A 23,630-nucleotide genomic window follows, 5' to 3' on the forward strand; every position below is an offset into this window, starting at 1 on the left:
GATGGACAAGCTGCTGATCGAGGGTGCGGCGCGCCTGCGCGGTGAGGTCGCGATCTCGGGTGCGAAGAACGCCGCGCTGCCGTTGCTGTGTGCGGCACTGCTCACGCGCGAGCCGGTGCGTTTCACCAACGTGCCGCGTCTGAACGACATCGACACCCTGCTGCGGCTGCTTGCCCGCATGGGCGTCCAATGCGAGCGCGAAGGCGAAACGGTGACGCTGGATGCGGCGCAGATCACCGAGCCGGTGGCGCCCTACGAGATGGTCAAGACCATGCGCGCGTCGATTCTCGTGCTCGGGCCGCTGCTCGCCCGCTGCGGCGAGGCGCGCGTGTCGCTGCCGGGCGGTTGCGCCATCGGCGCCCGGCCCGTGGATCAGCACATCCGCGGTCTGCAGGCCATGGGCGCGCAGGTCAGCGTTGAGCATGGCTACGTGCATGCGGTGGCGTCGCGGCTCAAGGGAGCACGCCTGGTCACCGAGATGGTCACCGTCACCGGCACGGCCAATCTGATGATGGCCGCCACGATGGCCGATGGCGAGTCGGTCATCGAGAACGCCGCGCGCGAGCCCGAGATCGTGGATCTGGCCAATTGCCTGACGGCGATGGGCGCGCGCATCGAGGGGGCGGGCACCGACGTCATCCGCGTGCGCGGCGTCGAGCGTCTGCACGGGGCCACGCACCGCATCATGCCCGACCGTATCGAGACGGGCACCTACCTGTGTGCGATCGCGGCTACCGGGGGTGAGGCGCGACTCACGCACACCTCGGCGACCTATCTGGATTCGGTCGTCGACAAGCTTGTCGAGGCCGGGTGCGAGATCACGACCGAGGCCGACGCGATCCACCTGCGTGCCCCGCGTCGCCTGAAGGCCGTGGACGTGCGCACCGCGCCGTATCCTGCCTTCCCTACCGACATGCAGGCGCAGTTCATGGCGATCAACACGGTCGCGGAAGGCTCGGCGGTGATTCGCGAAACCATCTTCGAGAACCGTTTCATGCACGCGGTGGAGTTGCAGCGACTGGGGGCGGACATTGCCATCGACGGCAATACCGCCGTGGTGCGCGGTGTGGCCAGGCTCGAAGGCGCGACGGTGATGGCCACCGATCTGCGCGCCTCGGCCAGTCTGGTGATCGCAGGCCTGGTGGCCGAGGACGAGACCGTCATCGAGCGCATCTACCATCTCGACCGCGGCTACGAGCGCCTCGAGGACAAGCTCGGTGCGCTCGGCGCGAAGGTGCGTCGCGTGAACTGATCAGGCGGTCTGAATGGCCGGCTGCGAGAGGACTTCGAGCACTTCGAGGCGCGCGCTGTGGCCCTCGACGGTCGGCCAGTCGATGATCTGGCCGGTCGACAGGCCGAGCAGGGCGCTGCCGGCCGGCGTGAATACCGAGATGCCGTCGTCCGGGTGACTGCGGTCGCCCGGCCAGGTCAGCACCAGCTCACGCTCGCGCCCGCTGGGCAGTTCGCGGATGCGGATGCGGCTGGCCATGGTCACGACGTCGCGGGGCAGGGCCTCGGGCTCGACGATCTGCGCGCGATCGAGTTCGTCGCGCAGGCCATCGAGGTCGCGGCGATTGCGCGCGGCAGGCGTGGCGAGCAGGCCCTCCAGGCGGTCGAGGTCGGTGCTGGAGACGATGATTTCGGGTTTCATGGCCGCATTCCGTAACAAGTTCAGCGAACAAAAGAGAAATGGCTGATCCGCGCCCAGCGCGGGTCAGCCATTTTCCGGCAGGCTAACACTTCGCCTGCCGGGGTACAATCTACCCCTTTGCTCGCCGCAAAGGAAGTCCTTCGTGTCCGGTATCACCATCGCCCTGTCCAAGGGACGCATCTTCGACGAGACCCTGCCGCTGCTCGAGGCAGCCGGCATCGTGCCCGCGGAGAATCCCGAGTCTTCGCGCAAGCTGATCATCGGGACCAACCAGCCGGATGTGCGGCTGGTGATCGTGCGCGCGTCCGACACCCCGACCTATGTCCAGTACGGCGCGGCCGATCTGGGCATCGCCGGCAAGGACGTGCTGCTCGAACATGGCGGCGAAGGGCTGTACCAGCCGCTGGACCTGGAGATCGCGCGCTGCCGCCTGAGCGTGGCCACGCGCGAGGGCTTCGATTACGAAACCGCGTCGCGTCCGGGCGGTCGAATCCGCGTCGCGACCAAGTACATCGAGAGCGCCAAGGCGCACTTCGCCGAGAAAGGCGTGCACGTGGATCTCATCAAGCTGTACGGCTCGATGGAGCTCGCGCCGCTGGTCGGGCTGGCCGACGCCATCGTCGATCTGGTGTCCACCGGCGGCACGCTACGGGCCAACGGGCTCGTGGAGGTCGAACACATCCGCGACATCAGCTCGCGTCTGGTGGTGAACCAGGCCTCGCTGAAGCTTAAGCACGAACGCATCCAGCCGATGCTCGACGCCTTCGCCGGCGCCATCGGCAGCAAGGAAAACGCATGACCATCCGCCGCATGAATGCCCGCGAGCCGGGTTTCCTCGCCGAACTCGACGCGCTGCTCGCCTTCGAGGGCGGGGCCGACGCGCGCATCAACGACGCCGTCACCGACATCCTCGCCGCCGTGCGCACCACGGGTGACGCGGCGGTGATCGAATACACGCGCCGCTTCGACCGCCTAGACGTGTCGGGCATGGCGCAGCTCGAACTGCCGCATTCGGAGTTGCGCGCCGCGCTCGGCAGCCTCTCGGTCGAGCAGCGCGAGGCGCTGCGTGAAGCTGCCGACCGCGTGCGCCGCTACCACGAGCGCCAGACGGCCGAATCCTGGAGCTATACCGAGGAAGACGGCACGCGCCTGGGCCAGAAGGTCACGCCGCTCGACCGTGTCGGCCTGTATGTGCCGGGCGGGCGCGCGTCCTACCCCAGTTCGGTGCTGATGAACGCGATTCCGGCCAAGGTCGCCGGGGTCAAGGAACTCATCATGGTGGTGCCCACGCCGGGCGGCGAGAAGAACCCGCTGGTGCTGGCCGCCGCGGCGATCACCGGCGTCGATCGCGTGTTCACCATCGGCGGCGCGCAGGCCGTGGCCGCGCTGGCCTACGGCACGCAGACCCTGCCGCAGGTGGACAAGATCGTCGGCCCCGGCAACGCCTACGTGGCAGAGGCCAAGCGCCGCGTGTTCGGCACGGTGGGCATCGACATGGTGGCCGGGCCGTCCGAGGTGCTGATCATCTCCGACGGCAGCGGCAACCCGGACTGGGTGGCGATGGATCTGTTCGCGCAGGCCGAACACGACGAGCTCGCCCAATCCATCCTGCTGTGCACCGACGCGGACTTCATCGAAGCCGTCGCGGCCAGCATCGAGCGCCTGCTGCCGACCATGCCGCGCCGCGACACCATCGCCACCTCGCTGAAGAACCGCGGTGCGCTGATCCACGTCGAGTCGCTGGAACAGGCCTGCGCGATCGCCAACCGCATCGCGCCGGAGCACCTGGAACTGTCGCTGGAAGATGCCGGGCAGTGGGTCGACCACATTCGCCACGCGGGTGCGATCTTCGTCGGCCACTGGTCGGTCGAGGCGCTGGGCGACTACTGCGCCGGCCCCAATCACGTGCTGCCGACCATGCGCAGCGCGCGCTTCTCGTCGCCGCTGGGGGTGTATGACTTCCAGAAGCGCACCAGCATCATCGAGATTTCCGAGGCCGGCGCGCAGAAGCTCGGTCGCGTGGCTTCCATCCTCGCGCATGGGGAAGGCTTGCAGGCGCACGCGCGCTCGGCCGAGATGCGGCTGAAGTGAGCGCTGCAGGGAACTGAAACGAAAACGGGGCGCCGCATGGCGCCCCGTTTGTTTTCTTGTGCGCCCAGCATGGGCGCACTCCTGCGGGTGCGAGTCCCGCCGTAAGTTGATCACAGCGAACGAAGTGAAGCGCAACTGCATGAGGGTGACCGAGTGTGGGGAGGAAGCGTGGAGCATAAGCTGCGAGCCGATGAACAAGAATCGGATAGAAGGCGCTGCCGAGCAGGGCGAGCGGGCATGAAACCGCGAAGCTCTCGTGATCAAGGCGAAGCGGCGTAGATCCGGCGGTTGTGCAGCGAAGGAGTGCGTTCTTACCTGGGGAGATCTCGCTTTGTGTCTGAAAGGGCGACGGCGCCGAGCCGGAGCGAGAAGTCAGCAGAGGCCGTAGTAGCTGCCGTGCTGGGGCGAAGGGCCGAACGAGTAGGAGGGCCGAAGGCCATGTCGCTCGAACGTGCAGTGCATCAGAAGCCCGGTCATGCGGGGCGCAACGCGGGAGGGCGGGGTGAAGCCGCGCTTGAGGCGATGCGTGATGAAGCACGGACGGCGCGGCATGCAACTGGAAGCCCGGGGCGAGAGGGCCTGCTTGCGCAGGTGCTCGCGAGCGCGAACATGGAGGCGGCGTGGAAGCGCGTCAAATCCAATCGCGGCAGTGCAGGGGTGGATGGTCGGTCGATTGCCGAGACGGCGGACTACCTGAGAGCGCACTGGCCCCGGATTCGGGAAACGTTACTGGACGGCAGCTACCGGCCCGCGCCGGTGCGCCGTGTCCAGATTCCGAAACCCGACGGGGGCGTGCGTGAATTGGGGATACCGACGGTGACGGATCGGCTGATCCAGCAAGCCCTGCTGCAAGTCTTGCAGCGCAAGATTGATCCGACGTTCTCCGAACATAGCTATGGCTTTCGACCGGGACGCCGTGCGCATGACGCGGTGCTCGATGCACAGCGCTACGTGCAGGACGGCTACCGGGTGGTGGTCGATGTGGATCTGGAGAAATTCTTCGACCGGGTCAATCACGACATCCTGATGGAACGGTTATCGAGGCGCATCAACGACAAAGCCGTGCTACGGCTGATTCGTCGCTACCTCGTGGCCGGGATCATGGAGGGTGGAGTGGTCATGGAACGCTACGAGGGCACGCCGCAAGGCGGGCCATTGTCGCCGCTGCTGGCCAACGTGCTGCTCGACGAGGTGGATCGGGAGTTGGAACAGCGCGGTCACCGCTTCGTGCGTTACGCCGACGACTGCAACGTATATGTACGCAGCCGTCGTGCGGGCGAACGCGTGTTGGACGGGCTGCGCAAGCTCTACGACCGACTCCATCTGAAGGTCAATGAGGCCAAGACGGCCGTCGCGCCCGCATCTGGCCGGAAGTTTCTCGGTTATGCCTTCTGGTATGGCCGAGGCGGTCAGGTCAAATGCAAGGTGGCGGACAAGGCCAAAGAGACCTTCAAGCAACGCATCCGACAAATGACGCGTCGCTCGGGTGGGCGTAGCCTGCCGGAGATCGCCGAACAACTCCGGACTTACATGCCGGGCTGGAAGGCCTACTTCCAGCTCGCGCAGACGCCGCAAGTGTTCCGCGGACTCGACGAGTGGATTCGACACCGGCTGCGTGCCGTGCAGCTCAAGCACTGGCGCCGGAGTACGACGATGTATCGGGAGTTGAAAGCGCTGGGCGCTTCGGAGGCGGACGCTCGCAAGGTGGCCGCGAACAGTCGGTGCTGGTGGCGCAACAGCCGCATGGCGCTGAACCGGGCAATGCCTATCGCCTACTTCGACCGGATCGGAGTGCCCCGGCTCTCATGACCTCAACTGCTCGAACCGCCCGGTGCGGACCCGCATGCCGGGTGGTGTGGGAGGGGAACGGTCAGGTAAGCTGACCGCCCCTATCCCGATCATCACGACCGTGAATCAGCCCAGAATTTCCCGCAGCGCGGTCACCAGCTTCGCGCACTGCGCCTCGGTGCCGATGGTGATGCGCAGGAACTGATCGATGCGCGGCTTGGCGAAGTGACGCACGAGGATGGCGCGCTCGCGCAGTGCCTTCGCCAGACCAGCCGCATCGTGGTCGGGATGGCGGGCGAAGACGAAGTTGGTGGCCGACGGCAGCACTTCGAAACCCAGCGCTGTCAGATCGCCCGTGAGTTGATCGCGGCTGGCGATGACCTTGTCGCAGGTCTCGCGGAAGTAGGCCTCATCCTCGACCGAAGCCATCGCGCCGGCCAGTGCCAGGCGGTCGAGCGGGTAGGAGTTGAAGCAGTTCTTGACGCGCTCCAGGGCTTCGATCAGATCGGCATGGCCGATGGCGTAGCCCACACGCAGGCCAGCCAGCGCGCGCGACTTGGAGAAGGTCTGCACCACCAGCAGGTTGGGGTACTGATTCACCAGCGCTACCGCGCTCTCGCCGCCGAAATCCACGTAGGCCTCGTCCACCACCACCACGCACTGCGGGTTGGCGGCGACGATGCGCTCGACCTCGCCCAGCGCCAGCGGACGTCCGGTCGGCGCGTTGGGGTTGGCGAAGATGATGGCGCCGGCACGCGCGTCCTCGCGCGGCAGATAGTCGTCGGCGCGGATGCAGAAATCCTCGTTGAGCGCGATGGACTCGTACGCGATGCCGTAGAGGCCGCAATACACCGGGTAGAAGCTGTAGGTGATGTCCGGCATCCACAGCGCGCGCTCGTGCTTGAGCAGGGCGTGGAAGATGTGGGCCAGCACCTCGTCCGAGCCATTGCCGACGAAAATCTGCTCGGGCTTGACGCCGAAGCGTTTTGCCAGTGCCTCGCACAGGCCCAGACCGCGCGGGTCCGGGTACAGACGCAGGGCCTCGTCGGCGGCGTTGCGAATGGCGGCAATCGCCTTCGGAGACGGGCCGTAGGGGCTTTCGTTGGTGTTGAGCTTGATCAGATTGTCCACGCGCGGCTGTTCGCCGGGGACATAGGGGTCGAGTCCGTGAACGACGGGGCTCCAGTAACGGCTCATCGTGCTTCCAGTCGGGCTTGAGTCGAAGGGGCTGCTGCGTGCGGATTGCAGCGCGGCGATGGTATCATGGCGTGTCCATGGCCCTGCCATGGCAACCCTTTCACTACCCCGAACGGACACTCATGCGGCAGGCAGAAGTCACCCGCGATACGCTCGAAACCCGCATCACCGTCAGCATCAACCTCGACGGCAGCGGCAACGGCTGTTTTGCGACCGGCGTTCCCTTTCTTGATCACATGCTCGACCAGATCGCGCGTCATGGCGTGATCGACCTCGATGTACGCGCCGAGGGCGACACGCACATCGACGATCATCACACCGTCGAGGATGTCGGCATCACGCTGGGTCAGGCTTTCGCCAAAGCGCTGGGCGAGAAGAAAGGCATCCGTCGCTACGGCCATGCGTACGTGCCGCTCGACGAGGCATTGTCGCGTGTTGTCCTGGATTTCTCCGGCCGGCCCGGGCTGCACTATTTCGTCGATTACACGCGGGCGCGGATCGGCAGCTTCGACGTGGATCTGGCGCGGGAGTTCTTCCAGGGCTTCGTCAACCACGCCGCCGTGACGCTGCACATCGACAACCTGCGCGGCGACAACGCGCACCATCAGTGCGAGACCATCTTCAAGGCCTTCGGCCGCGCCCTGCGCATGGCTGCCGAGCGTGACGAGCGCACGGCCGGCAGCGTGCCTTCTACCAAGGGTGCGCTCTGATCCGTTCCCGCAGCCCCGGCATCGAACAGCGAGCGAAGCAGCGATGACGCATATCGCCATCATCGATTACGGCATGGGCAACCTGCGTTCGGTGGCCAAGGCCATCGAGCATGTTGCACCGGATGCGCAGGTGATCGTCACCTCCGACCCGCGCGATGTCGCGCGTGCCGAGCGGGTGGTTTTTCCTGGACAGGGCGCGATGCCCGATTGCATGCGCGAGCTCGATGCGCGCGGTGCGCGCGAGGCCGTCGTCGAAGCCGCTGCGACCAAGCCCTTTCTGGGAATCTGCATCGGCCAGCAGATGCTCTTCGAACACAGCGAGGAAGGCGACGTGCCGGGGCTGGGCATCCTGCCCGGACGTGTCGTGCGTTTCCCCTCGGATGCGCGCATGAGCGCGCCCGACGGCATGCGCCTGAAGGTGCCGCACATGGGCTGGAACGAAGTGCGCCAGGTCGATCCGTCGCATCCGTTGTGGAGGGGCATCGCTGACGGCGAACGCTTCTATTTCGTACACAGTTTCCATATCGCGCCGGCGAGCGAGGCGGACGCGACCGCGCACACCGACTACGGCGTGCGCTTTACCAGTGCGGTCGGCCGGGCTAACATCTTCGCGGTCCAGTTCCATCCCGAGAAGAGCGCCACCGCCGGCCTGCAGTTGCTCGCCAATTTCGTCTCCTGGAATCCCGAGATTCCGTCCCGTTGATCCACCCGCCCAACAAGATTCCCCTATGCTGCTGATCCCCGCCATCGACCTGAAGGACGGACACTGCGTCCGCCTCAAGCAAGGTGAAATGGACGACGCCACCGTATTCTCCGACGACCCCGGCGCGATGGCGCGCCACTGGGTCGATCTGGGTGCGCGCCGCCTCCACCTTGTCGACCTCAACGGCGCCTTTGCCGGCAAGCCGAAGAACGAAGCCGCGATCCGCGCCATCGTCGAAGAGGTCGGCGACGAACTGCCGGTGCAACTGGGCGGCGGCATCCGCGACCTGGACACCATCGAGGCCTATCTGGACAGCGGCATCCACTACGTCATCATCGGCACCGCCGCGGTAAAAAACCCCGGCTTTCTGCAGGACGCGTGCACGGCCTTCCCGGGCCACGTCATCGTCGGCCTGGATGCGCGCGACGGCAAGGTGGCGACCGACGGTTGGTCCAAGATCACCGGCCACGACGTCGTCGATCTGGCGAAAAAATATGAGGACTACGGCGTCGAAGCCGTGGTCTACACCGACATCGGCCGCGACGGCATGCTCTCCGGCGTCAACATCGAGGCCACCGTGCGTCTGGCGCAGGCCTTGCGCATCCCGGTCATCGCCAGCGGCGGCATTACCGACCTGGCCGACATCGACCGCCTGTGCGCGGTCGAGGACGAGGGCGTAATGGGTGCCATCACCGGCCGCGCGATCTACGAAGGCACGCTGGATTTCGCCGCCGCGCAGGCGCGCGCGGACGAGCTGAACGGCGCCGGCAACTGATGCTCGCCAAGCGCATCATTCCCTGCCTCGACGTCAACGCCGGCCGCGTGGTCAAGGGCGTGAACTTCGTCGAACTGCGCGACGCCGGCGATCCGGTCGAGATCGCGCGTCGCTACGACGAGCAGGGGGCGGACGAACTGACCTTTCTCGACATCACCGCCAGTTCGGACGCGCGTGACATCATCCTGCATGTGGTCGAGGAAGTCGCCAACCAGGTCTTCATCCCGCTCACGGTGGGTGGCGGCGTGCGCAGCGTCGACGATGTGCGCCGTCTGCTCAACGCCGGCGCCGACAAGGTCAGCATCAACACCGCGGCCGTAAACAACCCGCAGCTGGTGGCGGAGGCCTCCGGCAAGGTCGGCAGCCAGTGCATCGTGGTGGCCATCGACGCCAAGGCCGTCGCGCCGGGCGTGTGGCACGTGTTCACCCACGGCGGTCGCAACGATACCGGGCTCGACGCGGTGGGGTGGGCGCAGCGCGTGGTGGCGCTGGGCGCGGGCGAGATCCTGCTCACCAGCATGGACCGCGACGGCACCAAGTCAGGCTTCGATCTGGAACTCACGCGTGCGGTGTCGGACGCGGTGACGGTGCCGGTGATCGCCAGTGGCGGGGTGGGCAATCTCGATCATCTGGCCGACGGCGTGTCCATCGGCCATGCCGACGCGGTGCTGGCCGCGAGCATCTTCCACTTCGGCCAGCACACGGTGCGCGAGGCCAAGGAAGTCATGCGCGCGCGCGGCATCGAGGTGCGGCTGTGAGCGAGGCCTGGCTCGACGAGGTGCGCTGGGACGAACACGGGCTCGTTCCGGTGATCGCGCAGGAGGCGTCCTCGGGCGACGTGCTGATGTTCGCGTGGATGAATCGCGAGGCGCTCGCGCGCACCGCCGAACTGGGCGAGGCCGTGTATTGGTCGCGCTCGCGCGGGAAGCTGTGGCACAAGGGCGAGGAGTCCGGCCACACGCAGCGCGTGCTCGACATGCGCATCGACTGCGACAACGACGTGGTGCTGCTCAAGGTCGAACAGGTCGGCGGCATCGCCTGCCACACCGGTCGCCACAGTTGCTTCTTCCAGCGCCGAATGGCCGACGGGCGCTGGGAAGCGGTCGAGCCGGTGATCAAGTCTCCGAAGGACATCTACAAATGATCGATCTCGAAGTGCTGCGTCGCGTGTCCGACACGCTCGAGGCGCGCAAGAGCGCGAACCCGGATTCGTCCTACGTGTCGAGCCTGTATGCCAAGGGCAATGACGCGATCTGCAAGAAAGTCGCGGAAGAAGCGGCCGAGACCATCATGGCCGCCAAGGACGGCGATCGCCTGCATCTGGTGCGCGAAGTCGTCGATCTGTGGTTTCATTCGCTGGTGCTGTTGAGGCACCATGGACTGGGCGTCGACGATGTCGTCGCCGAATTCCGTCGGCGCGAGGGCATTTCCGGCATCGACGAGAAGAACGCCCGCAACAAGTGACACGGAGGCGCGCGTGAGCGACTGTATTTTCTGCAAGATCGTCGCCGGCGACATCCCGGCGAACAAGCTCTTCGAGGACGACGACGTGGTCGCCTTCCATGACATCCGGCCGGCGGCTCCGGTGCATTTTCTGGTCATCCCCAAGGCGCACGTCGAGTCGATGCTCGAGGTGCGCGCGGAGCACGCAGCCCTGATGGGCAAGATCATGACGGTGGCTGCGGATCTGGCACGCCAGCAGGGACTCGAAGAAGGCTACCGGACGATCGTCAATACCGGGCGAGTGGGGCGGCAGGAGGTGTATCATTTGCACGTCCATATACTAGGTGGTCCGGACGTGTTGCCGGCCATGTTGAAGCATTGAGGAGAGCGTAATGGGTTCTTTCAGCATCTGGCACTGGCTGGTCGTCCTGGTGATCGTCCTGCTGGTCTTCGGCACCAAGAAGCTGCGCAACGTGGGCTCCGACCTGGGCGGTGCGGTCAAGGGCTTCAAGCAGGGCATGAAGGAGGCCGAGACGCCGGCCGAAGACAACAACACCAACCGCATCGCGGATTCCGACACCCTCGACGCCGAGGTCAAGGAGAAGTCCGACAAGGTCAATTCCTGATCATTGGCCTGCCCCGGGTCGCCGTCCGGCGGCCCGTTAGCGTGGCGACCGCCGTCGCCGGTTTCGCGGATTTCATTGCATGTTCGATTTCGGCTTTTCCGAGATGCTCCTCGTTGCGGTCGTCGCCCTCATCGTGGTCGGCCCGCAACGTCTTCCCAAGGTCGCGCGCACCGTCGGTCACCTGCTCGGGCGCATGCAGCGCTACGTCTCCGACGTGAAGGCCGATGTGTCGCGCGAGATGCAGCTCGAGGAACTCAAGAAACTGCAGGAACAGGTCAAGGATCAGGCACGCGATCTCGAGTCCTCGGTGCGCCAGCAGGCCGACAGCGTGGAATCTGAATTCCGCCAGACGACCTCCGAGGTACGCAAGAGCATCGAGGACGACGCCCCCGCTGGCCCGCCGATGACTCCGGCGCCGAGCGCGAGCGAGGCCTGGCCGGCCGAGCCGGCGGCACCCGCACCGGGCGTTGCGGATGAATCGCCTGCGACCGATCCGTCGGTGTCGGGGGAGTCCCGGCCCGAGAGCGGACGCAGCGGGAGTTGATGCCTGTGGAAGACACCTTCATCTCCCATCTGGTCGAGTTGCGCGATCGTTTGCTGCGGGCCGTCGTTGCGATGCTCGTCGTCTTCATCGCCCTGATGCCCTGGGCCAGCGACATCTACGACATCCTCGCGCTGCCGATGATGAACACGCTGCCCGCAGGCACGAACATGATCGCCACCGGCGTGGTCACGCCGTTCTTCGTGCCGATCAAGGTCACCTTGCTGGCGGCCTTTCTCATCGCCTTGCCCTACGTGCTGCACCAGGTGTGGGCGTTCATCGCGCCGGGGCTGTACTCGCACGAGAAGCGCATCGGTCTGCCGCTGGTCGTGGGTACGACGCTGCTGTTTCTTGCGGGGATGGCGTTCTGCTATTTCTTCGTGTTCCAGACCGTCTTCAAGTTCATCTACGAATTCGCGCCCAAGAGCATCATGGTGGCGCCGGACATCGAACAGTACCTGTCTTTCGTGATGACCTTGTTCATCGCCTTCGGCCTGACCTTCGAGGTGCCGGTGGTGGTCATCCTGCTCGCGGGTGCGGGCATGGTCAGCATTCAGGCGCTCAAGGAGGCACGTCCCTACGTCATCGTCGGCGCCTTCGTGATCGCGGCCGTGATCACACCACCGGATGTGATCTCGCAGTTCATGCTCGCCGTGCCGATGATCGTGCTCTACGAGGTCGGCATCTTCCTGGCGCGCATGTTCGCCAGGAAGCGTGAGGAAAAGGGTCTGGACGAGACGCCCTATGCGGCGCCGAGCGAGCAGGATCTGGACAGCGAACTGGACCGCATCGAGGAAGCCGAAAAGCCCAAGTGAGGCAGGCGCGGGCGGGGTCGCTGCTCAGCGTCCGCCCGGTGTCGGCCGGCGGTCGATCTCCACCGACAGTTCGATTGGCTCACCGCCGCGCAACAGTTCAAGGCGTGCGCGGTGCCCCGGCGGCAGTCGAGCGATCGAGTCGAGAACGCTGCGTGGATCTTCGACCGGCCGGTCTTCGACCGAGGTCAGCACATCGCCCGGGCGCAGCCCGCCGCGTTCTGCGGGACTGCCGCGCAGCACGCCGGCGATCACTGCGCCGCTGGCGTCATCAAGCCCGAAGGATTCGCTCAGATCGGGTGTGAGTGCCTGCAGCTCGACCCCGATCCATCCGCGCGTGACCTGGCCGTTGGCGACGATCTGGTCGAATACGCCGCGCGCGAGACGGGCTGGAATGGCGAATCCGATGCCCAGCGAGCCACCCGAGCGGGAATAGATCGCGGTGTTGATGCCGACCAGATTGCCACCGGCATCGACCAGCGCACCGCCGGAGTTCCCCGGATTGATCGCCGCGTCGGTCTGGATGTAATCCTCGAAGGTGTTGATCCCCAGACGTGAGCGACCGAGCGCAGAGACGATGCCCATGGTCACGGTCTGGCCGACGCCGAAGGGGTTTCCGATGGCCAGCACGACGTCGCCGACCTGCGGTTCGCCCTGCGGCGCGAAAGTGATCGCCGGCAGGTTGTCGACATCATCGATGCGCAGCACGGCCAGATCGGATTCGGGATCGAGTCCGACCACGCGGGCCGGGAACTTGCGGCCGTCGTTGAGTGCCACCTGGATCTGGTCCGCGGCCTCGACGACGTGATTGTTGGTGAGAATGTAGCCATCGTCGCTGACGATCACCCCGGAGCCCAGCCCCGAGGTCTGCTGACGCGGGCCGCCGCCCGGCGGCGCACCGAAGAAGCGGCGGAACAGCGGATCGTCGAGCAGCGGGTGAGTCGGGGCTTCAACGACGCTGCGCGTGAACACATGTACGACGGCCGGCATCGAGCGTGCCGCGGCATCGGCGTAGGATGCGTTCGCCCCCGCGCCGGAGGCGGCCACGCGCGTGGCCGGAGCCTCTCGTACCGTCACCACGGCCGAGCGCGGCGCGCCATTGACCCATCCCGGCTTGAGGGTGTCGAGTACGAACAGGACGGCGACGGCGACGGTGACGGCCTGGGCGAAGATCAACCAGAGACGATGCATGAAACGGGAACCCCCGGTGGCACGGGTCCAGACGGCGAGGCCGCTCCGGTATCATCGGTGTCGGAACACTGCCGCGGAGGAACGATGCGACTGACCGAATTGCAGGAATACGTGGATGCGCTGCTCGACGTTGCGAGCTTCCGCGATTATTGCCCAAACGGGCTGCAAGTGGAAGGACGCCCCGAGGTGCGCCGCGTGCTATGCGGCGTGACCGCGAGTCAGGCGCTGCTCGATCACGCAGTCGAGCAGGGCGTCGATGCGATCTTCGTCCATCACGGCTGGTTCTGGCGTGGCGAGGACGGGCGCATCATCGGCGTTCGCAAGCGCCGCATCGGTACATTGCTGAAGAACGACATCTCGCTGTTCGGCTACCACCTGCCGCTCGACGCCCATCCAGAACTGGGCAACAACGCGCAACTGGCGCGCCTGGCCGACTGGATTGCGGAGCCGGCGCGTTTTGGCGACCAGCAATTGGGCTGGCTGGGACGCCCCGCTGCGCCGACGAGCGCAGGCGAGCTCGCGGCCTCGCTGGGACGCCTTCTCGGGCGCGAGCCACTGCTCGTCGGCGACGAATCGCGCATGGTGCAGCGCATCGCTTGGTGCACCGGAGCGGCCCAGGGATTCTTCGAGCAGGCCATTGCCGCAGGCGCGGATGCCTACGTCTCGGGCGAGATCTCGGAGCCGACCGTGCACCTCGCGCGCGAGTCCGGTGTTCCGTATATCGGCGCTGGGCACCACGCGACGGAACGTTACGGGATTCGCGCGCTGGGCGATTACCTTGCGCAGGAGTTCGGCCTGGAGGTGTCGTTCGTCGATGTCGACAACCCGGTCTGACGCAATGAATGGAGATGTTGCGCTGCGCAATGCAGGGTCTTCGGGCGTATACGGGATTTCCACAATCCGATTGCCGTTATAAACTGCGCGGTTCTTGGCGACGAAAATCCCCGACCCGGGGACGAGTCACGACAGGGGGCTGCCCATCAGGCAGTGCCGCAGGAGGGGTCGGTATCCGACGACGTCTTCCGCCACATACGAGAAAATCCGCTTCGTCCCATCAACCGTTCGCGGCCCGACAGGGACCGCAACTTCGATCGAAGGGCAAACATGAAAATTCATGAGTACCAGGCAAAAGAACTGCTGAGGAAGTTCGGCATCATCACGCCCAAGGGCATTCCTTGTTTCTCCGTCGACGAGGCGGTCAAGGCCGCCGAAGAGCTGGGCGGCAAGATCTGGGTCGTCAAGGCGCAGATCCACGCCGGTGGCCGCGGCAAGGGCGGCGGCGTCAAGCTCGCCAAGTCGCCTGCTGAAGTGCGGGAGCACGCCGATGCGATCCTAGGCATGCAGCTCGTCACTCACCAGACCGGCCCCGAAGGGCAGAAAGTGCGTCGTCTGCTCGTTGAGGAAGGTGCCGACATCCAGCACGAGTACTACGTTGCTGCGCTGACCGATCGTGCCAGCCAGAAGGTCGTCATCATGGGGTCCTCCGAGGGCGGCATGGATATCGAGGAAGTCGCCGAAAAGACGCCGGAGAAGATCATCAAGGTCTTCGTTGATCCGCTCGAAGGGCTGACCGACGCGAAGGCGGGCGAGCTGGCTGACGGCATCGGCATGCCGGCCGAGGCGCGCGCAAACGCCATCGATGCGCTCAAGAAGCTCTACACCTGCTACATGGACACCGACGCTTCGCTGGCGGAAATCAACCCGCTGATCCGCGAGGGCGACGGCACGGTCAAGGCGCTGGACGCCAAGTTCGATTTCGATTCCAACGCGCTGTTCCGCCACGAAGACATCGTCGCTTACCGCGACATGGATGAAGAGGACGCGCAGGAGATCGAGGCCTCCAAGTACGACCTGGCCTACATCAGCCTCGACGGCGACATCGGCTGCATGGTCAACGGCGCCGGCCTGGCTATGGCCACCATGGACACCATCAAGCTGTTCGGCGGCGAGCCGGCCAACTTCCTCGATGTGGGCGGCGGTGCCACCATCGAGAAGGTCACGGCGGCTTTCACCATCATGCTCAAGAACCCCAAGGTCAAGGGCATCCTGGTCAACATTTTCGGCGGCATCATGCGCTGCGACACCATCGCCAACGGCGTGGTCACGGCTGCGCGCGAAGTTGATCTGAAAGTGCCGCTGGTGGTTCGCATGAAGGGCACCAACGAAGACCTCGGCAAGAAGATTCTGGCCGAGTCGGGCCTGCCGATCATCTCCGCCGACACCATGGCTGAAGCCGCGACCGCGATCGTCAACGCGGTCAAGGGCAAGTAAAGGAGCAACCGAATGTCGATCCTGATCAACAAGGACACCAAGGTCATCACCCAGGGCATGACCGGCAAGACCGGCCAGTTCCACACCGAGAAGTGCGTCGAGTACGCCAACGGCAAGAACTGCTTCGTGGCCGGCGTGAACCCCAAGAAGGCCGGCGAGTCGCTGATGGACATTCCCATCTTCGGTTCGGTTGCCGACGCCAAGTCCGCCACCGGCGCGACCGCCTCGGTCATTTACGTGCCGCCGGCGGGTGCCGCCGCTGCCATTCAGGAAGCCGTCGATGCCGATCTCGACCTCGTGATCTGCATCACCGAAGGCATCCCGGTGCGCGACATGCTGATGGTGCGCAACAAGATGCGCGCCAAGGAAGCCGCGGGCGGCAAGCGCACGCTGCTGATCGGCCCCAACTGCTCGGGCGTGATTACGCCCGAAGAGTTGAAGATCGGCATCATGCCGGGTCACATCCACAAGAAGGGCCGCATCGGCGTCGTGTCGCGTTCGGGCACGCTGACCTATGAAGCCGCGTCCCAGCTGTCGGATGTCGGTCTGGGCCAGTCGACCGTGGTCAACATCGGCGGCGACCCGGTCAACGGTCTCAAGCACATCGACGTCATGCAGATGTTCAACGACGACCCGGACACCGACGCCGTCATCATGATCGGCGAGATCGGCGGCCCGGACGAGGCCACTGCCGCGCGCTGGTGCAAGGAGAACATGAGCAAGCCGGTGGTCGGCTTCATCGCCGGTGTGACCGCACCCGCGGGCAAGCGCATGGGCCACGCCGGCGCGCTGATCTCGGGCGGCGAGGACACGGCCGACGCCAAGCTGGCGATCATGGAAGAGTCCGGTTTCAAGATCACGCGCGACCCGTCCGTGATGGGCAAGCTGCTCAAGTCGCTGATCTGATCGATCCTGCGGCTCACGCTGAAGAACGCCGGTTTCGACCGGCGTTTTTTTGCGCACTTTTTCCGCACCGCCGCAAAAGCGCATGCGGCAGCGTTGCCAAGCGGGTCTAGAATCGTTGCATGTCGTCTGTCGTCCCGCCCCCTCGCACTGCGCACCCTCGGCTGATCCTCAGCATGGACGGTCTGGTCCTGCGCGAGATCTTGCTCGATCGCGAACACCTGACGATCGGACGCAAGGCGCACAACGACGTGCGCATCGAGGATTTCTCGATCAGCGGAGAACACGCGCGCATCACGACCATTCTCGGTGACGCCTTTCTCGAGGATCTGGATTCCACCAACGGCACCAGCGTCAACGGCAGGCCGGTGACGCGACGCGTGCTGGCCGACGGCGACATCGTCGAACTGGGCAAATACCGGCTGCGCTTCGTCGCGCCGGCCGATGCGCCCTCGGCGCTCGAACTGGGTCGTCGTCGCGCGCCGGAGGCGCCCGCGCGCGGGGTCAGCGAGCCCGATACCCCCCCGAGCGTGAGCGCGCGCGTGCGAGTGCTCGACGGCCCGCACGCCGGGCGTGAACTGGCGCTGCTCAAGGCGCGCACGACGCTGGGGAGTCCGGGCGGGGAGGTCGCCGCGATCCTGCGTCGCCGCGACGGCTACGTGATTCTGCCGATCGACGGCGCACGTCCGCGCGTCGATGGTGTCGTCGTCGATGGCGACGCGCGGGCGCCGGGCGAGCGCGCGGTGATCGAGCTCGCCGGCGTGCGCATGGAATTTCAACAGCGCGCCTGAGCGTGCGCCTAGCGGAGACGGTCGCCATGCGCTTCACGGTGCTCGGTTGCAGTGGCGGAATCGGTGGTGTGGACGGACGCACGACGTCCTTTCTGGTCGATGACGACACGCTCATCGACTGCGGCACGGGCGTGGGCGACCTGAGCCTTGACGAGTTGCGGCGCATCGATCGTGTGTTCGTCACCCACGCGCATCTCGATCACGTCGCGATGCTCCCGTTGCTGGCCGATTCGGTGGCCTGTGGGCGCGATTCGCCGGTTCGCGTGTTCGCCGCGCAAGGCACCTTGGAGGCACTTGCGCAGCACGTCTTCAACGGCACGATGTGGCCTGACTTCACGCGCCTGCCCAGTCCCGCGGCACCGGCGTTGAGCCTCACCCCGGTTGCTGTCGGCGAGAGCGTGGACATCGGCGCCGGGCGCCGCGTCACGGCGCTGCCGGCCTACCATGGCGTACCGGCGCTGGCTTGGTGCCTGGACAGTGGTGCGGGGCGTCTGGTGTTCAGCGGCGATACCGCTTTCGAGCCGGGCTTCGTCGACGCGATCAATGCCGTCGAGGACTTGCGCCATCTGGTCATCGAGACAGCCTTCGCCGACGAACAGCATGCACTCGCCGAAGCCTCCAGCCATCTTTGTCCGCAGACGCTGACCGGCGTGCTCGACGCGATCCGCTCCTCGCCGCAGGTGCATGTGTGTCACCTCAAGCCCGGTGCGGCCGAGCGCATCCTGTCGCAGATCCGCGGACACGCCGCGCGGCTCGCCACGCGACAGCTGTGTCGCGGCGACGTGCTCGAGTTCTGAGGGGATCGGGGTGCTGCGGTAGAATCGCGGCTTCCGAAACAAGGAGCCGCCGATGTTCCGCATCGCCCCCAGTATCCTGTCCGCCGATTTCGCGCGCCTGGGCGAGGAAGTCCGCGACGTCGTCGCCTCCGGCGCCGACTGGATCCATTTCGACGTGATGGACAACCATTACGTGCCCAACCTGACGGTCGGCCCGCTGGTGTGCGAGGCGATCCGGCCGCATACCAGCGCGCCCATCGACGTGCACCTGATGGTCAAGCCCGTCGATCGCATCATTCCCGATTTCGCCAGGGCTGGCGCGAACGTCATCACCTTCCACCCCGAAGCGTCCGATCACGTCGACCGCAGTCTCGCGCTGATCCGCGAGCACGGCTGTCAGGCCGGCCTGGTGTTCAATCCGGCCACGCCGCTGCATCATCTCGACCATGTCATGGAGCGCATCGACGTCGTGCTGCTGATGAGCGTCAACCCGGGCTTCGGCGGGCAGAAGTTCATCCCCGGAACGCTCGCCAAGCTGCGCGAGACGCGCGCGCGGCTCGACGCCTACGAGCGCGAGTCGGGCCGCCACATCCTGCTCGAAGTCGACGGCGGGGTGAAGGTCGACAATATCGGCGAGATCGCGCGCGCCGGCGCCGACACCTTCGTCGCCGGCTCGGCGGTGTTCGGCGCCGCGTCGCCCACCGACCCGCACCGCTACGACAGCGTGATCGCCGCGCTGCGCGGGGAACTGGCGAAGGCGAGCGCGTGAGCGCAGCGCGCTTCGCGGTCGAGGCCGTGCTCTTCGATCTGGACGGCACGCTGGTCGATTCGCTGCCCGACATCCACGAGACGGCCAATCGCATGCTCGCCGAACTGGGCCGGCCGCCGCGCGACATCGACGAGATCCGCCGTTTCGTCGGCCGTGGCATCCCGACGCTGGTGACGCGCTGCATGACCGTGGGTACGCAGGCGACCGATGCCGAGATCGAAGCGGCGATCGCCGTGTTCCGTCGTCACTATGCGGTCGTCAACGGCGTCCACAGCCGGGTCTTTCCCGGCGTGCTCGACACGCTCGAGGCGCTGCGCGCACGCGGCCTGCCGCTGGCCTGCGTGACCAACAAGCCCGAGGCCTTCACGCTGCCGCTGCTCGAGCGCACCGGGCTTGCGCCGTACTTCGCGCTGGTGGTCAGTGGCGATACCCTGCCGGTGAAGAAGCCCGATCCGGCCATGCTGCATCACGCCTGCGAGCGCCTCGGCGTGGCGAGCGCGCTGATGATCGGCGACTCGGCCAACGACGCGCTGGCCGCCCGCGCGGCGGGTTTGCCGGTGCTGCTCGTCACCTACGGCTATAGCGAGGGCATGCCGGTGGACACCATCGAATGCGATGGGCTACTATCGGATGCGCGTGAAGCCTTGCCATTGCTGGCCTGAGGCCTTGCACGTTCCACTTCAATTTTCCGAACATCATCGATCGTGACTCACGCCAAACGGGTGCCAAACGGGGATTTGCCGAACCGCGCGACGACGCTTTGTCGCTGGCGGGGCTGGCGCTGGCCGACCGGCCTTTGAGCAGTTGCGCGCGCAACCGAACGCGTGCGCGCCCCCCGTACCGAACAACCGTTGTGGAGTCACCATGTCTGAACTCGAATTCAACCGTCTCGCCGCCGAGGGCTACAACCGCATCCCGGTGACGCTCGAGACCTTCGCCGACCTCGACACGCCGCTGTCGATCTACCTGAAGCTTGCCAACGCGCCGCATACCTATCTGCTCGAGTCCGTGCAGGGTGGCGAGCGCTTCGGTCGCTATTCCATCATCGGCCTGGCTGCGGCCACGCGCATCGAGGTGCGCGGCCATGAAGCGCGCCTGATTCGCGATGGCAAGCTGGTCGAACGCGTCGATGAGGACGATCCGCTGACCTTCGTCGGGCGCTTCATGGCCGCGATCCACGTGCCGCCGCGCGACGGCTTGCCGCGTTTCGCCGGTGGTCTGGTGGGCTGCTTCGGTTACGAGACAGTGCGCTACATCGAGTCGCGCCTGGCGCGCTGCGACAAGCCCGACCCCATCGACACCCCCGACATCGTGCTGCTGCTGTCGGAGGAAATCGCCATCGTCGACAACCTGTCGGGCAAGCTCACGCTGGTCGTGTACGCTGATCCCTCGCGCGACGGGGCCTACGCGGCGGCGCGCGAGCGGCTCGCGGAACTGGTCGCACAATTGCGCGAACCGGTGACGATTCCGCAGGATGTGCGCGCCGAGCCGGCGCCGGCGGTGTCGAGTTTCGGCGAGGAGGCCTTCAAGAGTGCGGTGCTGCGCGCCAAGCGTTACATCGTCGACGGCGACATCATGCAGGTCGTGCTCTCGCAGCGCATGAGCAAACCCTTCGCGGCCAGCCCGCTGGCCCTGTATCGCGCCATCCGCTCGCTCAACCCGTCGCCCTACATGTTCTATTTCGATCTGGGCGACTTCCATGTGGTCGGCGCCTCGCCGGAAATCCTCGTGCGCCTGGACGACGAGACGGGCGATCGCCGCGTCACGGTGCGCCCGATCGCCGGCACGCGCCGGCGCGGCGCCACGCCCGAGCAGGATCTGGCGCTCGAGCGCGAACTGCTCTCCGACGAGAAGGAATGCGCCGAGCACCTGCAACTGCTCGACCTGGGCCGCAACGACGCCGGCCGTGTGGCCGAGGTCGGCACCGTGAAGGTCACCGAGCGCTTCACCGTCGAGCGCTACTCGCACGTGATGCACATCGTGTCCAATGTCGAGGGGCGGCTGCGCGCAGGGCTGGATGCGCTGGCCGTGCTGCGCGCGACCTTCCCGGCCGGCACCGTGTCGGGCGCGCCCAAGGTGCGCGCGATGGAGATCATCGACGAGATGGAGCCGGTCAAGCGCGGCATCTATTCGGGCGCGGTCGGCTATCTGGGCTTTCACGGCGAGATGGATCTGGCGATCGCGATTCGCACCGCGGTCGTCAAGGACGGCCAGATCCACGTTCAGGCCGGTGCCGGCATCGTCGCCGACTCCGACCCCGACGCCGAATGGCAGGAAACGCAGAGCAAGGCGCGCGCCATGCTCAGGGCGGCCGAGATGGCCGAGACGGGACTCGACACGCGGACGGACTGATCATGGTCGAACCGGCACAGCGCAGGAAGCGCAGAGGCGTCTCGCCCGAGGCGGACGTCAATGACGACACCCACGTCTTCTACCGCAATCCGTTCAGCTACTACCCGACGGTCGCGCGCGGCGACGGGGCGTATCTGTACGACGAGTACGGGAAACGCTATCTCGACGCCTGCGGCGGTGCCGTGGTGTCGTCGCTGGGCCACTCCGTGCCCGAGGTGGTCGCGGCCATCAAGGAACAGCTCGACCACGTCGAATTCGCGCATACCAGCCAGTTCACGAATGCCGCGCAGGAAAAGCTCGCCAGGATGCTCACCGACCGCGCGCCGGGCGGGCTCAACCACGCCTACTTCGTGTCCGGCGGCTCGGAGGCGGTGGAATCGGCGATGAAGCTCGCGCGCGCCTACTGGGTGCAGATGGGGCGCCCCGACAAGTGGATGGTGATTGGCCGCGACCAGAGTTACCACGGCAACACGCTGGGCGCGCTGGCCGCAGGCGGCAACCGCTGGAGGCGGGCGATCTACGAGCCCATGCTGTTCAAGGCGCCGCGCGTGGCGCCGTGCTTCTGCTATCGCTGCCCGTACGACAAGAAGCCTGAATCCTGTGGCATCGACTGCGCCGAGGATCTGGAGCGCGCCATCCTCGAGGCCGGGCCGGAGAAGGTCGCGGCCTTCATCGCGGAGCCCATCGTCGGCGCTACGGCCGGTGCGCTGGTGCCGCACCCGGACTACTTCCGCCGAATCCGCGAGATCTGCGACAAGTACGACGTGCTGTTCATCGCCGACGAGGTCATGACCGGGCTGGGGCGCTGCGGCTCGTGGTACGCCATCCGCCAGTTCGGCGTGGTGCCCGACATGCTGTGCCTGGCCAAGGGCCTGGCCGCCGGCTTCGTGCCGGTCGGGGCGACGCTGGTGCACGACCGCATCGTCGACACCTTCAGCAGCCGCCGCCACATCTTCCAGCACGGCCACACCTACATGGGACACCCGCTGGCCGCCGCGGCCGGCGTGGCGGTGATCGAATACATGGAGACCCACCGTCTGGTCGAGAAGAGCCGCAAACTCGGCGACGAACTGCTGGCGCGACTGCACGAGGCCCTGGGCGAGCACCCGCACGTCGGCGACATCCGCGGACGCGGCCTGTTCGTCGGCATCGAGTTCGTCGCCGATCGCGACAGCAAGACGCCGTTCGAGCCGGAGCTGGCCTTCCACCGCGTGCTGCGCGAGACGGCCTTCGACAACGGGCTGGTGATCTACCCGATGGGCGGCACCGTGGACGGGCGCCGCGGCGATCACGCGCTGATCGCACCGCCTTTCGTCATCACGCGCGCGCAGCTCGGCCGTCTGGTCACGCTGCTGGTCAAGTCGATCGATCAGACCCTTGCGCGCCTCGTGCCCAAGGTCGCCTCATGAGCGCCGTATTCGAGCATCCGGTCTCCATCATGGTCGCGCCCAACGGCGCGCGGCGCGGCAAGGCGGACCATCGCGCGATTCCGCTCACGCCGGCCGAGATCGCCGCCGAGGCGGTGCGCTGCCGTGACGCCGGCGCGGCCATGCTGCATCTGCACGTGCGCGACCGCGACGCCCGCCACAGCCTCGACCCGGGCCTGTACCGCGAGGCCATGGCGACCGTGCGCGAGGCCTGCGACCTGGTGATCCAGCCCACCACCGAGCGCGTCGGCGTATTCGCGCCGGCCGACATGATGCGCGTGGGCCGCGAGCTGGCGCCGGAGATGTTGTCGCTCAACCTCACCGAACTGCTGGGCGAGGGCAGTGAGGCCGAACGCGACGCGGCGCGCGACTTTCTCGCCGAACTCGCCCAGTTGGGAACCGTGCCGCAGTACATCGTCTACAACCACGACGAGCTCGCCACGCTGCGCGACTGGCATGCGCGCGGCTGGCTGCCGCAGGCCGAGCCCTTCGTGCTGCTGGTGCTGGGGCGCTACGCCGGTTCGGTCAGCCGCCCGGCCGACATCCTCGCCTACCTGCCGGAAATCCCCGCGCGATGGCGCTGGGGACTGTGCGCCTTCGGTCCGCCCGAACTGGCCTGTTCGGTGCAGGCCGCGCTGGCCGGCGGGCATTGCCGTGTCGGCTTCGAGAACAACCTCGTGAACGCCCGCGGCGAGCCGCTCGCCGACAACGCGGAGCAGGTGGGCCGTCTGGCCACCGTACTGCGAACGCTGGGATTCACGATTGCCACGCCCACCGAAGTGCGCGAAGCCTTCGGCGTGCGCGGCTGACGGA

At 66.4% G+C, this 23,630-nt stretch carries 27 protein-coding genes; 24 read left to right on the plus strand and 3 right to left on the minus strand.

The features are described from left to right. Position 1 precedes the first annotated feature (1 nt). Positions 2–1,252, plus strand: coding sequence for a UDP-N-acetylglucosamine 1-carboxyvinyltransferase (gene murA / locus C0099_RS05985; RefSeq protein ID WP_102246598.1), 1,251 nt, complete (start codon positions 2–4; stop codon positions 1,250–1,252). Here murA and rnk read toward each other — a convergent pair whose 3' ends face one another. Then, positions 1,253–1,651, minus strand: coding sequence for a nucleoside diphosphate kinase regulator (gene rnk, locus C0099_RS05990; RefSeq protein ID WP_102246599.1), 399 nt, complete (start codon positions 1,649–1,651; stop codon positions 1,253–1,255). It lies immediately after the preceding gene. Between the two features lie 142 nt (positions 1,652–1,793). Here rnk and hisG point away from each other — a divergent pair, with 142 nt between their 5' ends. The 3 genes from hisG to ltrA all read left to right on the plus strand — a co-directional run bounded on the left by hisG (position 1,794) and on the right by ltrA (position 5,551). Next, a complete protein-coding gene (gene hisG / locus C0099_RS05995; protein WP_102246600.1) occupies positions 1,794–2,450 on the plus strand; it encodes an ATP phosphoribosyltransferase in 657 nt (218 codons plus the stop codon). Continuing rightward, complete coding sequence (gene hisD, locus C0099_RS06000; RefSeq protein WP_102246601.1) at positions 2,447–3,742, plus strand: histidinol dehydrogenase; 1,296 nt, start codon at positions 2,447–2,449, stop codon at positions 3,740–3,742. The genes hisG and hisD overlap by 4 nt, the downstream gene beginning before the upstream one ends. A gap of 438 nt (positions 3,743–4,180) precedes the next feature. Continuing rightward, positions 4,181–5,551, plus strand: a complete 1,371-nt coding sequence (ltrA, locus tag C0099_RS06010; protein ID WP_102246237.1) for a group II intron reverse transcriptase/maturase — start codon at positions 4,181–4,183, stop codon at positions 5,549–5,551. A gap of 105 nt (positions 5,552–5,656) precedes the next feature. Here ltrA and hisC read toward each other — a convergent pair whose 3' ends face one another. Further along, on the minus strand, positions 5,657–6,727 hold the full coding sequence (hisC, locus tag C0099_RS06015) for a histidinol-phosphate transaminase (RefSeq protein ID WP_102246602.1): 1,071 nt from the start codon (positions 6,725–6,727) through the stop codon (positions 5,657–5,659). A gap of 122 nt (positions 6,728–6,849) precedes the next feature. Here hisC and hisB point away from each other — a divergent pair, with 122 nt between their 5' ends. From hisB to tatC, 10 genes are all read left to right on the plus strand, one after another. Next, positions 6,850–7,437, plus strand: coding sequence for an imidazoleglycerol-phosphate dehydratase HisB (gene hisB, locus C0099_RS06020; RefSeq protein WP_102246603.1), 588 nt, complete (start codon positions 6,850–6,852; stop codon positions 7,435–7,437). Positions 7,438–7,480: 43 nt separating this feature from the next. After that, positions 7,481–8,140 (plus strand): imidazole glycerol phosphate synthase subunit HisH, encoded by a 660-nt coding sequence (gene hisH, locus C0099_RS06025; protein WP_102246604.1) that lies wholly within the window; start codon positions 7,481–7,483, stop codon positions 8,138–8,140. Positions 8,141–8,165: 25 nt separating this feature from the next. Beyond that, positions 8,166–8,915: a 1-(5-phosphoribosyl)-5-[(5-phosphoribosylamino)methylideneamino]imidazole-4-carboxamide isomerase gene (hisA, locus tag C0099_RS06030; RefSeq protein ID WP_102246605.1), complete on the plus strand. Its 750-nt coding sequence runs from the start codon at positions 8,166–8,168 to the stop codon at positions 8,913–8,915. Beyond that, entirely contained in the window at positions 8,915–9,673 is a 759-nt protein-coding gene (gene hisF / locus C0099_RS06035) for an imidazole glycerol phosphate synthase subunit HisF (RefSeq protein ID WP_102246606.1), read from the plus strand. The genes hisA and hisF overlap by 1 nt, the downstream gene beginning before the upstream one ends. Further along, the gene (hisI, locus tag C0099_RS06040; protein WP_102246607.1) at positions 9,670–10,059 is read left to right on the plus strand and encodes a phosphoribosyl-AMP cyclohydrolase; all 390 of its coding nucleotides are present in this window, start codon (positions 9,670–9,672) and stop codon (positions 10,057–10,059) included. The genes hisF and hisI overlap by 4 nt, the downstream gene beginning before the upstream one ends. Beyond that, a complete protein-coding gene (locus tag C0099_RS06045; protein WP_102246608.1) occupies positions 10,056–10,379 on the plus strand; it encodes a phosphoribosyl-ATP diphosphatase in 324 nt (107 codons plus the stop codon). The genes hisI and C0099_RS06045 overlap by 4 nt, the downstream gene beginning before the upstream one ends. Before the next feature lie 13 nt (positions 10,380–10,392). After that, entirely contained in the window at positions 10,393–10,740 is a 348-nt protein-coding gene (locus C0099_RS06050; protein ID WP_102246609.1) for a histidine triad nucleotide-binding protein, read from the plus strand. Positions 10,741–10,750: 10 nt separating this feature from the next. Beyond that, positions 10,751–10,984 carry a Sec-independent protein translocase subunit TatA gene (gene tatA / locus C0099_RS06055; RefSeq protein ID WP_102246610.1) on the plus strand — a complete coding sequence of 78 codons (234 nt, stop codon included), beginning with the start codon at positions 10,751–10,753 and terminating at the stop codon, positions 10,982–10,984. Positions 10,985–11,063: 79 nt separating this feature from the next. After that, entirely contained in the window at positions 11,064–11,528 is a 465-nt protein-coding gene (gene tatB, locus C0099_RS06060; protein ID WP_102246611.1) for a Sec-independent protein translocase protein TatB, read from the plus strand. Further along, positions 11,528–12,340, plus strand: coding sequence for a twin-arginine translocase subunit TatC (gene tatC / locus C0099_RS06065; RefSeq protein WP_408634123.1), 813 nt, complete (start codon positions 11,528–11,530; stop codon positions 12,338–12,340). Before tatB ends, tatC begins: the two co-directional genes overlap by 1 nt. A 24-nt stretch (positions 12,341–12,364) precedes the next feature. On the opposite strand, the gene C0099_RS06070 is transcribed toward tatC, so the two are convergent. Then, a complete protein-coding gene (locus C0099_RS06070; RefSeq protein WP_102246613.1) occupies positions 12,365–13,528 on the minus strand; it encodes a Do family serine endopeptidase in 1,164 nt (387 codons plus the stop codon). Positions 13,529–13,612: 84 nt separating this feature from the next. Here C0099_RS06070 and C0099_RS06075 point away from each other — a divergent pair, with 84 nt between their 5' ends. The 10 genes from C0099_RS06075 (at position 13,613) to C0099_RS06120 (ending at position 23,626) form a co-directional block, all read left to right on the plus strand. Continuing rightward, the gene (locus tag C0099_RS06075; protein WP_102246614.1) at positions 13,613–14,362 is read left to right on the plus strand and encodes a Nif3-like dinuclear metal center hexameric protein; all 750 of its coding nucleotides are present in this window, start codon (positions 13,613–13,615) and stop codon (positions 14,360–14,362) included. A 270-nt stretch (positions 14,363–14,632) separates the two neighbouring features. Next, entirely contained in the window at positions 14,633–15,799 is a 1,167-nt protein-coding gene (sucC, locus tag C0099_RS06080) for an ADP-forming succinate--CoA ligase subunit beta (RefSeq protein ID WP_102246615.1), read from the plus strand. 12 nt (positions 15,800–15,811) lie between these two features. Further along, entirely contained in the window at positions 15,812–16,705 is an 894-nt protein-coding gene (gene sucD / locus C0099_RS06085; RefSeq protein WP_102246616.1) for a succinate--CoA ligase subunit alpha, read from the plus strand. Positions 16,706–16,878: 173 nt separating this feature from the next. Further along, a complete protein-coding gene (locus tag C0099_RS06090) occupies positions 16,879–17,493 on the plus strand; it encodes an FHA domain-containing protein (RefSeq protein ID WP_228151662.1) in 615 nt (204 codons plus the stop codon). Between the two features lie 26 nt (positions 17,494–17,519). Beyond that, complete coding sequence (locus C0099_RS06095; RefSeq protein ID WP_102246618.1) at positions 17,520–18,290, plus strand: 3',5'-cyclic-nucleotide phosphodiesterase; 771 nt, start codon at positions 17,520–17,522, stop codon at positions 18,288–18,290. 52 nt (positions 18,291–18,342) lie between these two features. Then, positions 18,343–19,038, plus strand: coding sequence for a ribulose-phosphate 3-epimerase (gene rpe, locus C0099_RS06100; RefSeq protein ID WP_102246619.1), 696 nt, complete (start codon positions 18,343–18,345; stop codon positions 19,036–19,038). Continuing rightward, positions 19,035–19,700: a phosphoglycolate phosphatase gene (gene gph, locus C0099_RS06105; RefSeq protein ID WP_102246620.1), complete on the plus strand. Its 666-nt coding sequence runs from the start codon at positions 19,035–19,037 to the stop codon at positions 19,698–19,700. The genes rpe and gph overlap by 4 nt, the downstream gene beginning before the upstream one ends. 202 nt (positions 19,701–19,902) lie before the next feature. Continuing rightward, on the plus strand, positions 19,903–21,390 hold the full coding sequence (gene trpE / locus C0099_RS06110; RefSeq protein WP_102246621.1) for an anthranilate synthase component I: 1,488 nt from the start codon (positions 19,903–19,905) through the stop codon (positions 21,388–21,390). A gap of 2 nt (positions 21,391–21,392) precedes the next feature. Continuing rightward, on the plus strand, positions 21,393–22,799 hold the full coding sequence (locus tag C0099_RS06115) for an aspartate aminotransferase family protein (RefSeq protein WP_102246622.1): 1,407 nt from the start codon (positions 21,393–21,395) through the stop codon (positions 22,797–22,799). Then, positions 22,796–23,626: a BKACE family enzyme gene (locus C0099_RS06120; protein ID WP_102246623.1), complete on the plus strand. Its 831-nt coding sequence runs from the start codon at positions 22,796–22,798 to the stop codon at positions 23,624–23,626. The genes C0099_RS06115 and C0099_RS06120 overlap by 4 nt, the downstream gene beginning before the upstream one ends. Positions 23,627–23,630 lie beyond the last annotated feature (4 nt).

It is taken from the genome of Pseudazoarcus pumilus, from assembly GCF_002872475.1.
Classification (GTDB): Bacteria; Pseudomonadota; Gammaproteobacteria; order Burkholderiales; family Rhodocyclaceae; genus Pseudazoarcus; species Pseudazoarcus pumilus.

Excerpts from the sequence above, each read along its gene's own strand:
- hisA (WP_102246605.1), top strand. The coding sequence starts at position 8,166 with ATGCTGCTGATCCCCGCCATCGACCTGAAGGACGGACACTGCGTCCGC.
- hisB (WP_102246603.1), top strand. The coding sequence starts at position 6,850 with ATGCGGCAGGCAGAAGTCACCCGCGATACGCTCGAAACCCGCATCACC.
- C0099_RS06075 (WP_102246614.1), top strand. The coding sequence starts at position 13,613 with ATGCGACTGACCGAATTGCAGGAATACGTGGATGCGCTGCTCGACGTT.
- sucC (WP_102246615.1), top strand. The coding sequence starts at position 14,633 with ATGAAAATTCATGAGTACCAGGCAAAAGAACTGCTGAGGAAGTTCGGC.
- sucD (WP_102246616.1), top strand. The coding sequence starts at position 15,812 with ATGTCGATCCTGATCAACAAGGACACCAAGGTCATCACCCAGGGCATG.
- C0099_RS06045 (WP_102246608.1), top strand. The coding sequence starts at position 10,056 with ATGATCGATCTCGAAGTGCTGCGTCGCGTGTCCGACACGCTCGAGGCG.
- hisC (WP_102246602.1), bottom strand. The coding sequence starts at position 6,727 with ATGAGCCGTTACTGGAGCCCCGTCGTTCACGGACTCGACCCCTATGTC.
- trpE (WP_102246621.1), top strand. The coding sequence starts at position 19,903 with ATGTCTGAACTCGAATTCAACCGTCTCGCCGCCGAGGGCTACAACCGC.
- tatC (WP_408634123.1), top strand. The coding sequence starts at position 11,528 with ATGCCTGTGGAAGACACCTTCATCTCCCATCTGGTCGAGTTGCGCGAT.
- ltrA (WP_102246237.1), top strand. The coding sequence starts at position 4,181 with ATGTCGCTCGAACGTGCAGTGCATCAGAAGCCCGGTCATGCGGGGCGC.
- C0099_RS06115 (WP_102246622.1), top strand. The coding sequence starts at position 21,393 with ATGGTCGAACCGGCACAGCGCAGGAAGCGCAGAGGCGTCTCGCCCGAG.
- hisD (WP_102246601.1), top strand. The coding sequence starts at position 2,447 with ATGACCATCCGCCGCATGAATGCCCGCGAGCCGGGTTTCCTCGCCGAA.
- C0099_RS06120 (WP_102246623.1), top strand. The coding sequence starts at position 22,796 with ATGAGCGCCGTATTCGAGCATCCGGTCTCCATCATGGTCGCGCCCAAC.
- tatB (WP_102246611.1), top strand. The coding sequence starts at position 11,064 with ATGTTCGATTTCGGCTTTTCCGAGATGCTCCTCGTTGCGGTCGTCGCC.
- rpe (WP_102246619.1), top strand. The coding sequence starts at position 18,343 with ATGTTCCGCATCGCCCCCAGTATCCTGTCCGCCGATTTCGCGCGCCTG.
- C0099_RS06090 (WP_228151662.1), top strand. The coding sequence starts at position 16,879 with ATGGACGGTCTGGTCCTGCGCGAGATCTTGCTCGATCGCGAACACCTG.
- hisF (WP_102246606.1), top strand. The coding sequence starts at position 8,915 with ATGCTCGCCAAGCGCATCATTCCCTGCCTCGACGTCAACGCCGGCCGC.
- C0099_RS06095 (WP_102246618.1), top strand. The coding sequence starts at position 17,520 with ATGCGCTTCACGGTGCTCGGTTGCAGTGGCGGAATCGGTGGTGTGGAC.
- hisH (WP_102246604.1), top strand. The coding sequence starts at position 7,481 with ATGACGCATATCGCCATCATCGATTACGGCATGGGCAACCTGCGTTCG.
- tatA (WP_102246610.1), top strand. The coding sequence starts at position 10,751 with ATGGGTTCTTTCAGCATCTGGCACTGGCTGGTCGTCCTGGTGATCGTC.
- rnk (WP_102246599.1), bottom strand. The coding sequence starts at position 1,651 with ATGAAACCCGAAATCATCGTCTCCAGCACCGACCTCGACCGCCTGGAG.
- murA (WP_102246598.1), top strand. The coding sequence starts at position 2 with ATGGACAAGCTGCTGATCGAGGGTGCGGCGCGCCTGCGCGGTGAGGTC.
- C0099_RS06070 (WP_102246613.1), bottom strand. The coding sequence starts at position 13,528 with ATGCATCGTCTCTGGTTGATCTTCGCCCAGGCCGTCACCGTCGCCGTC.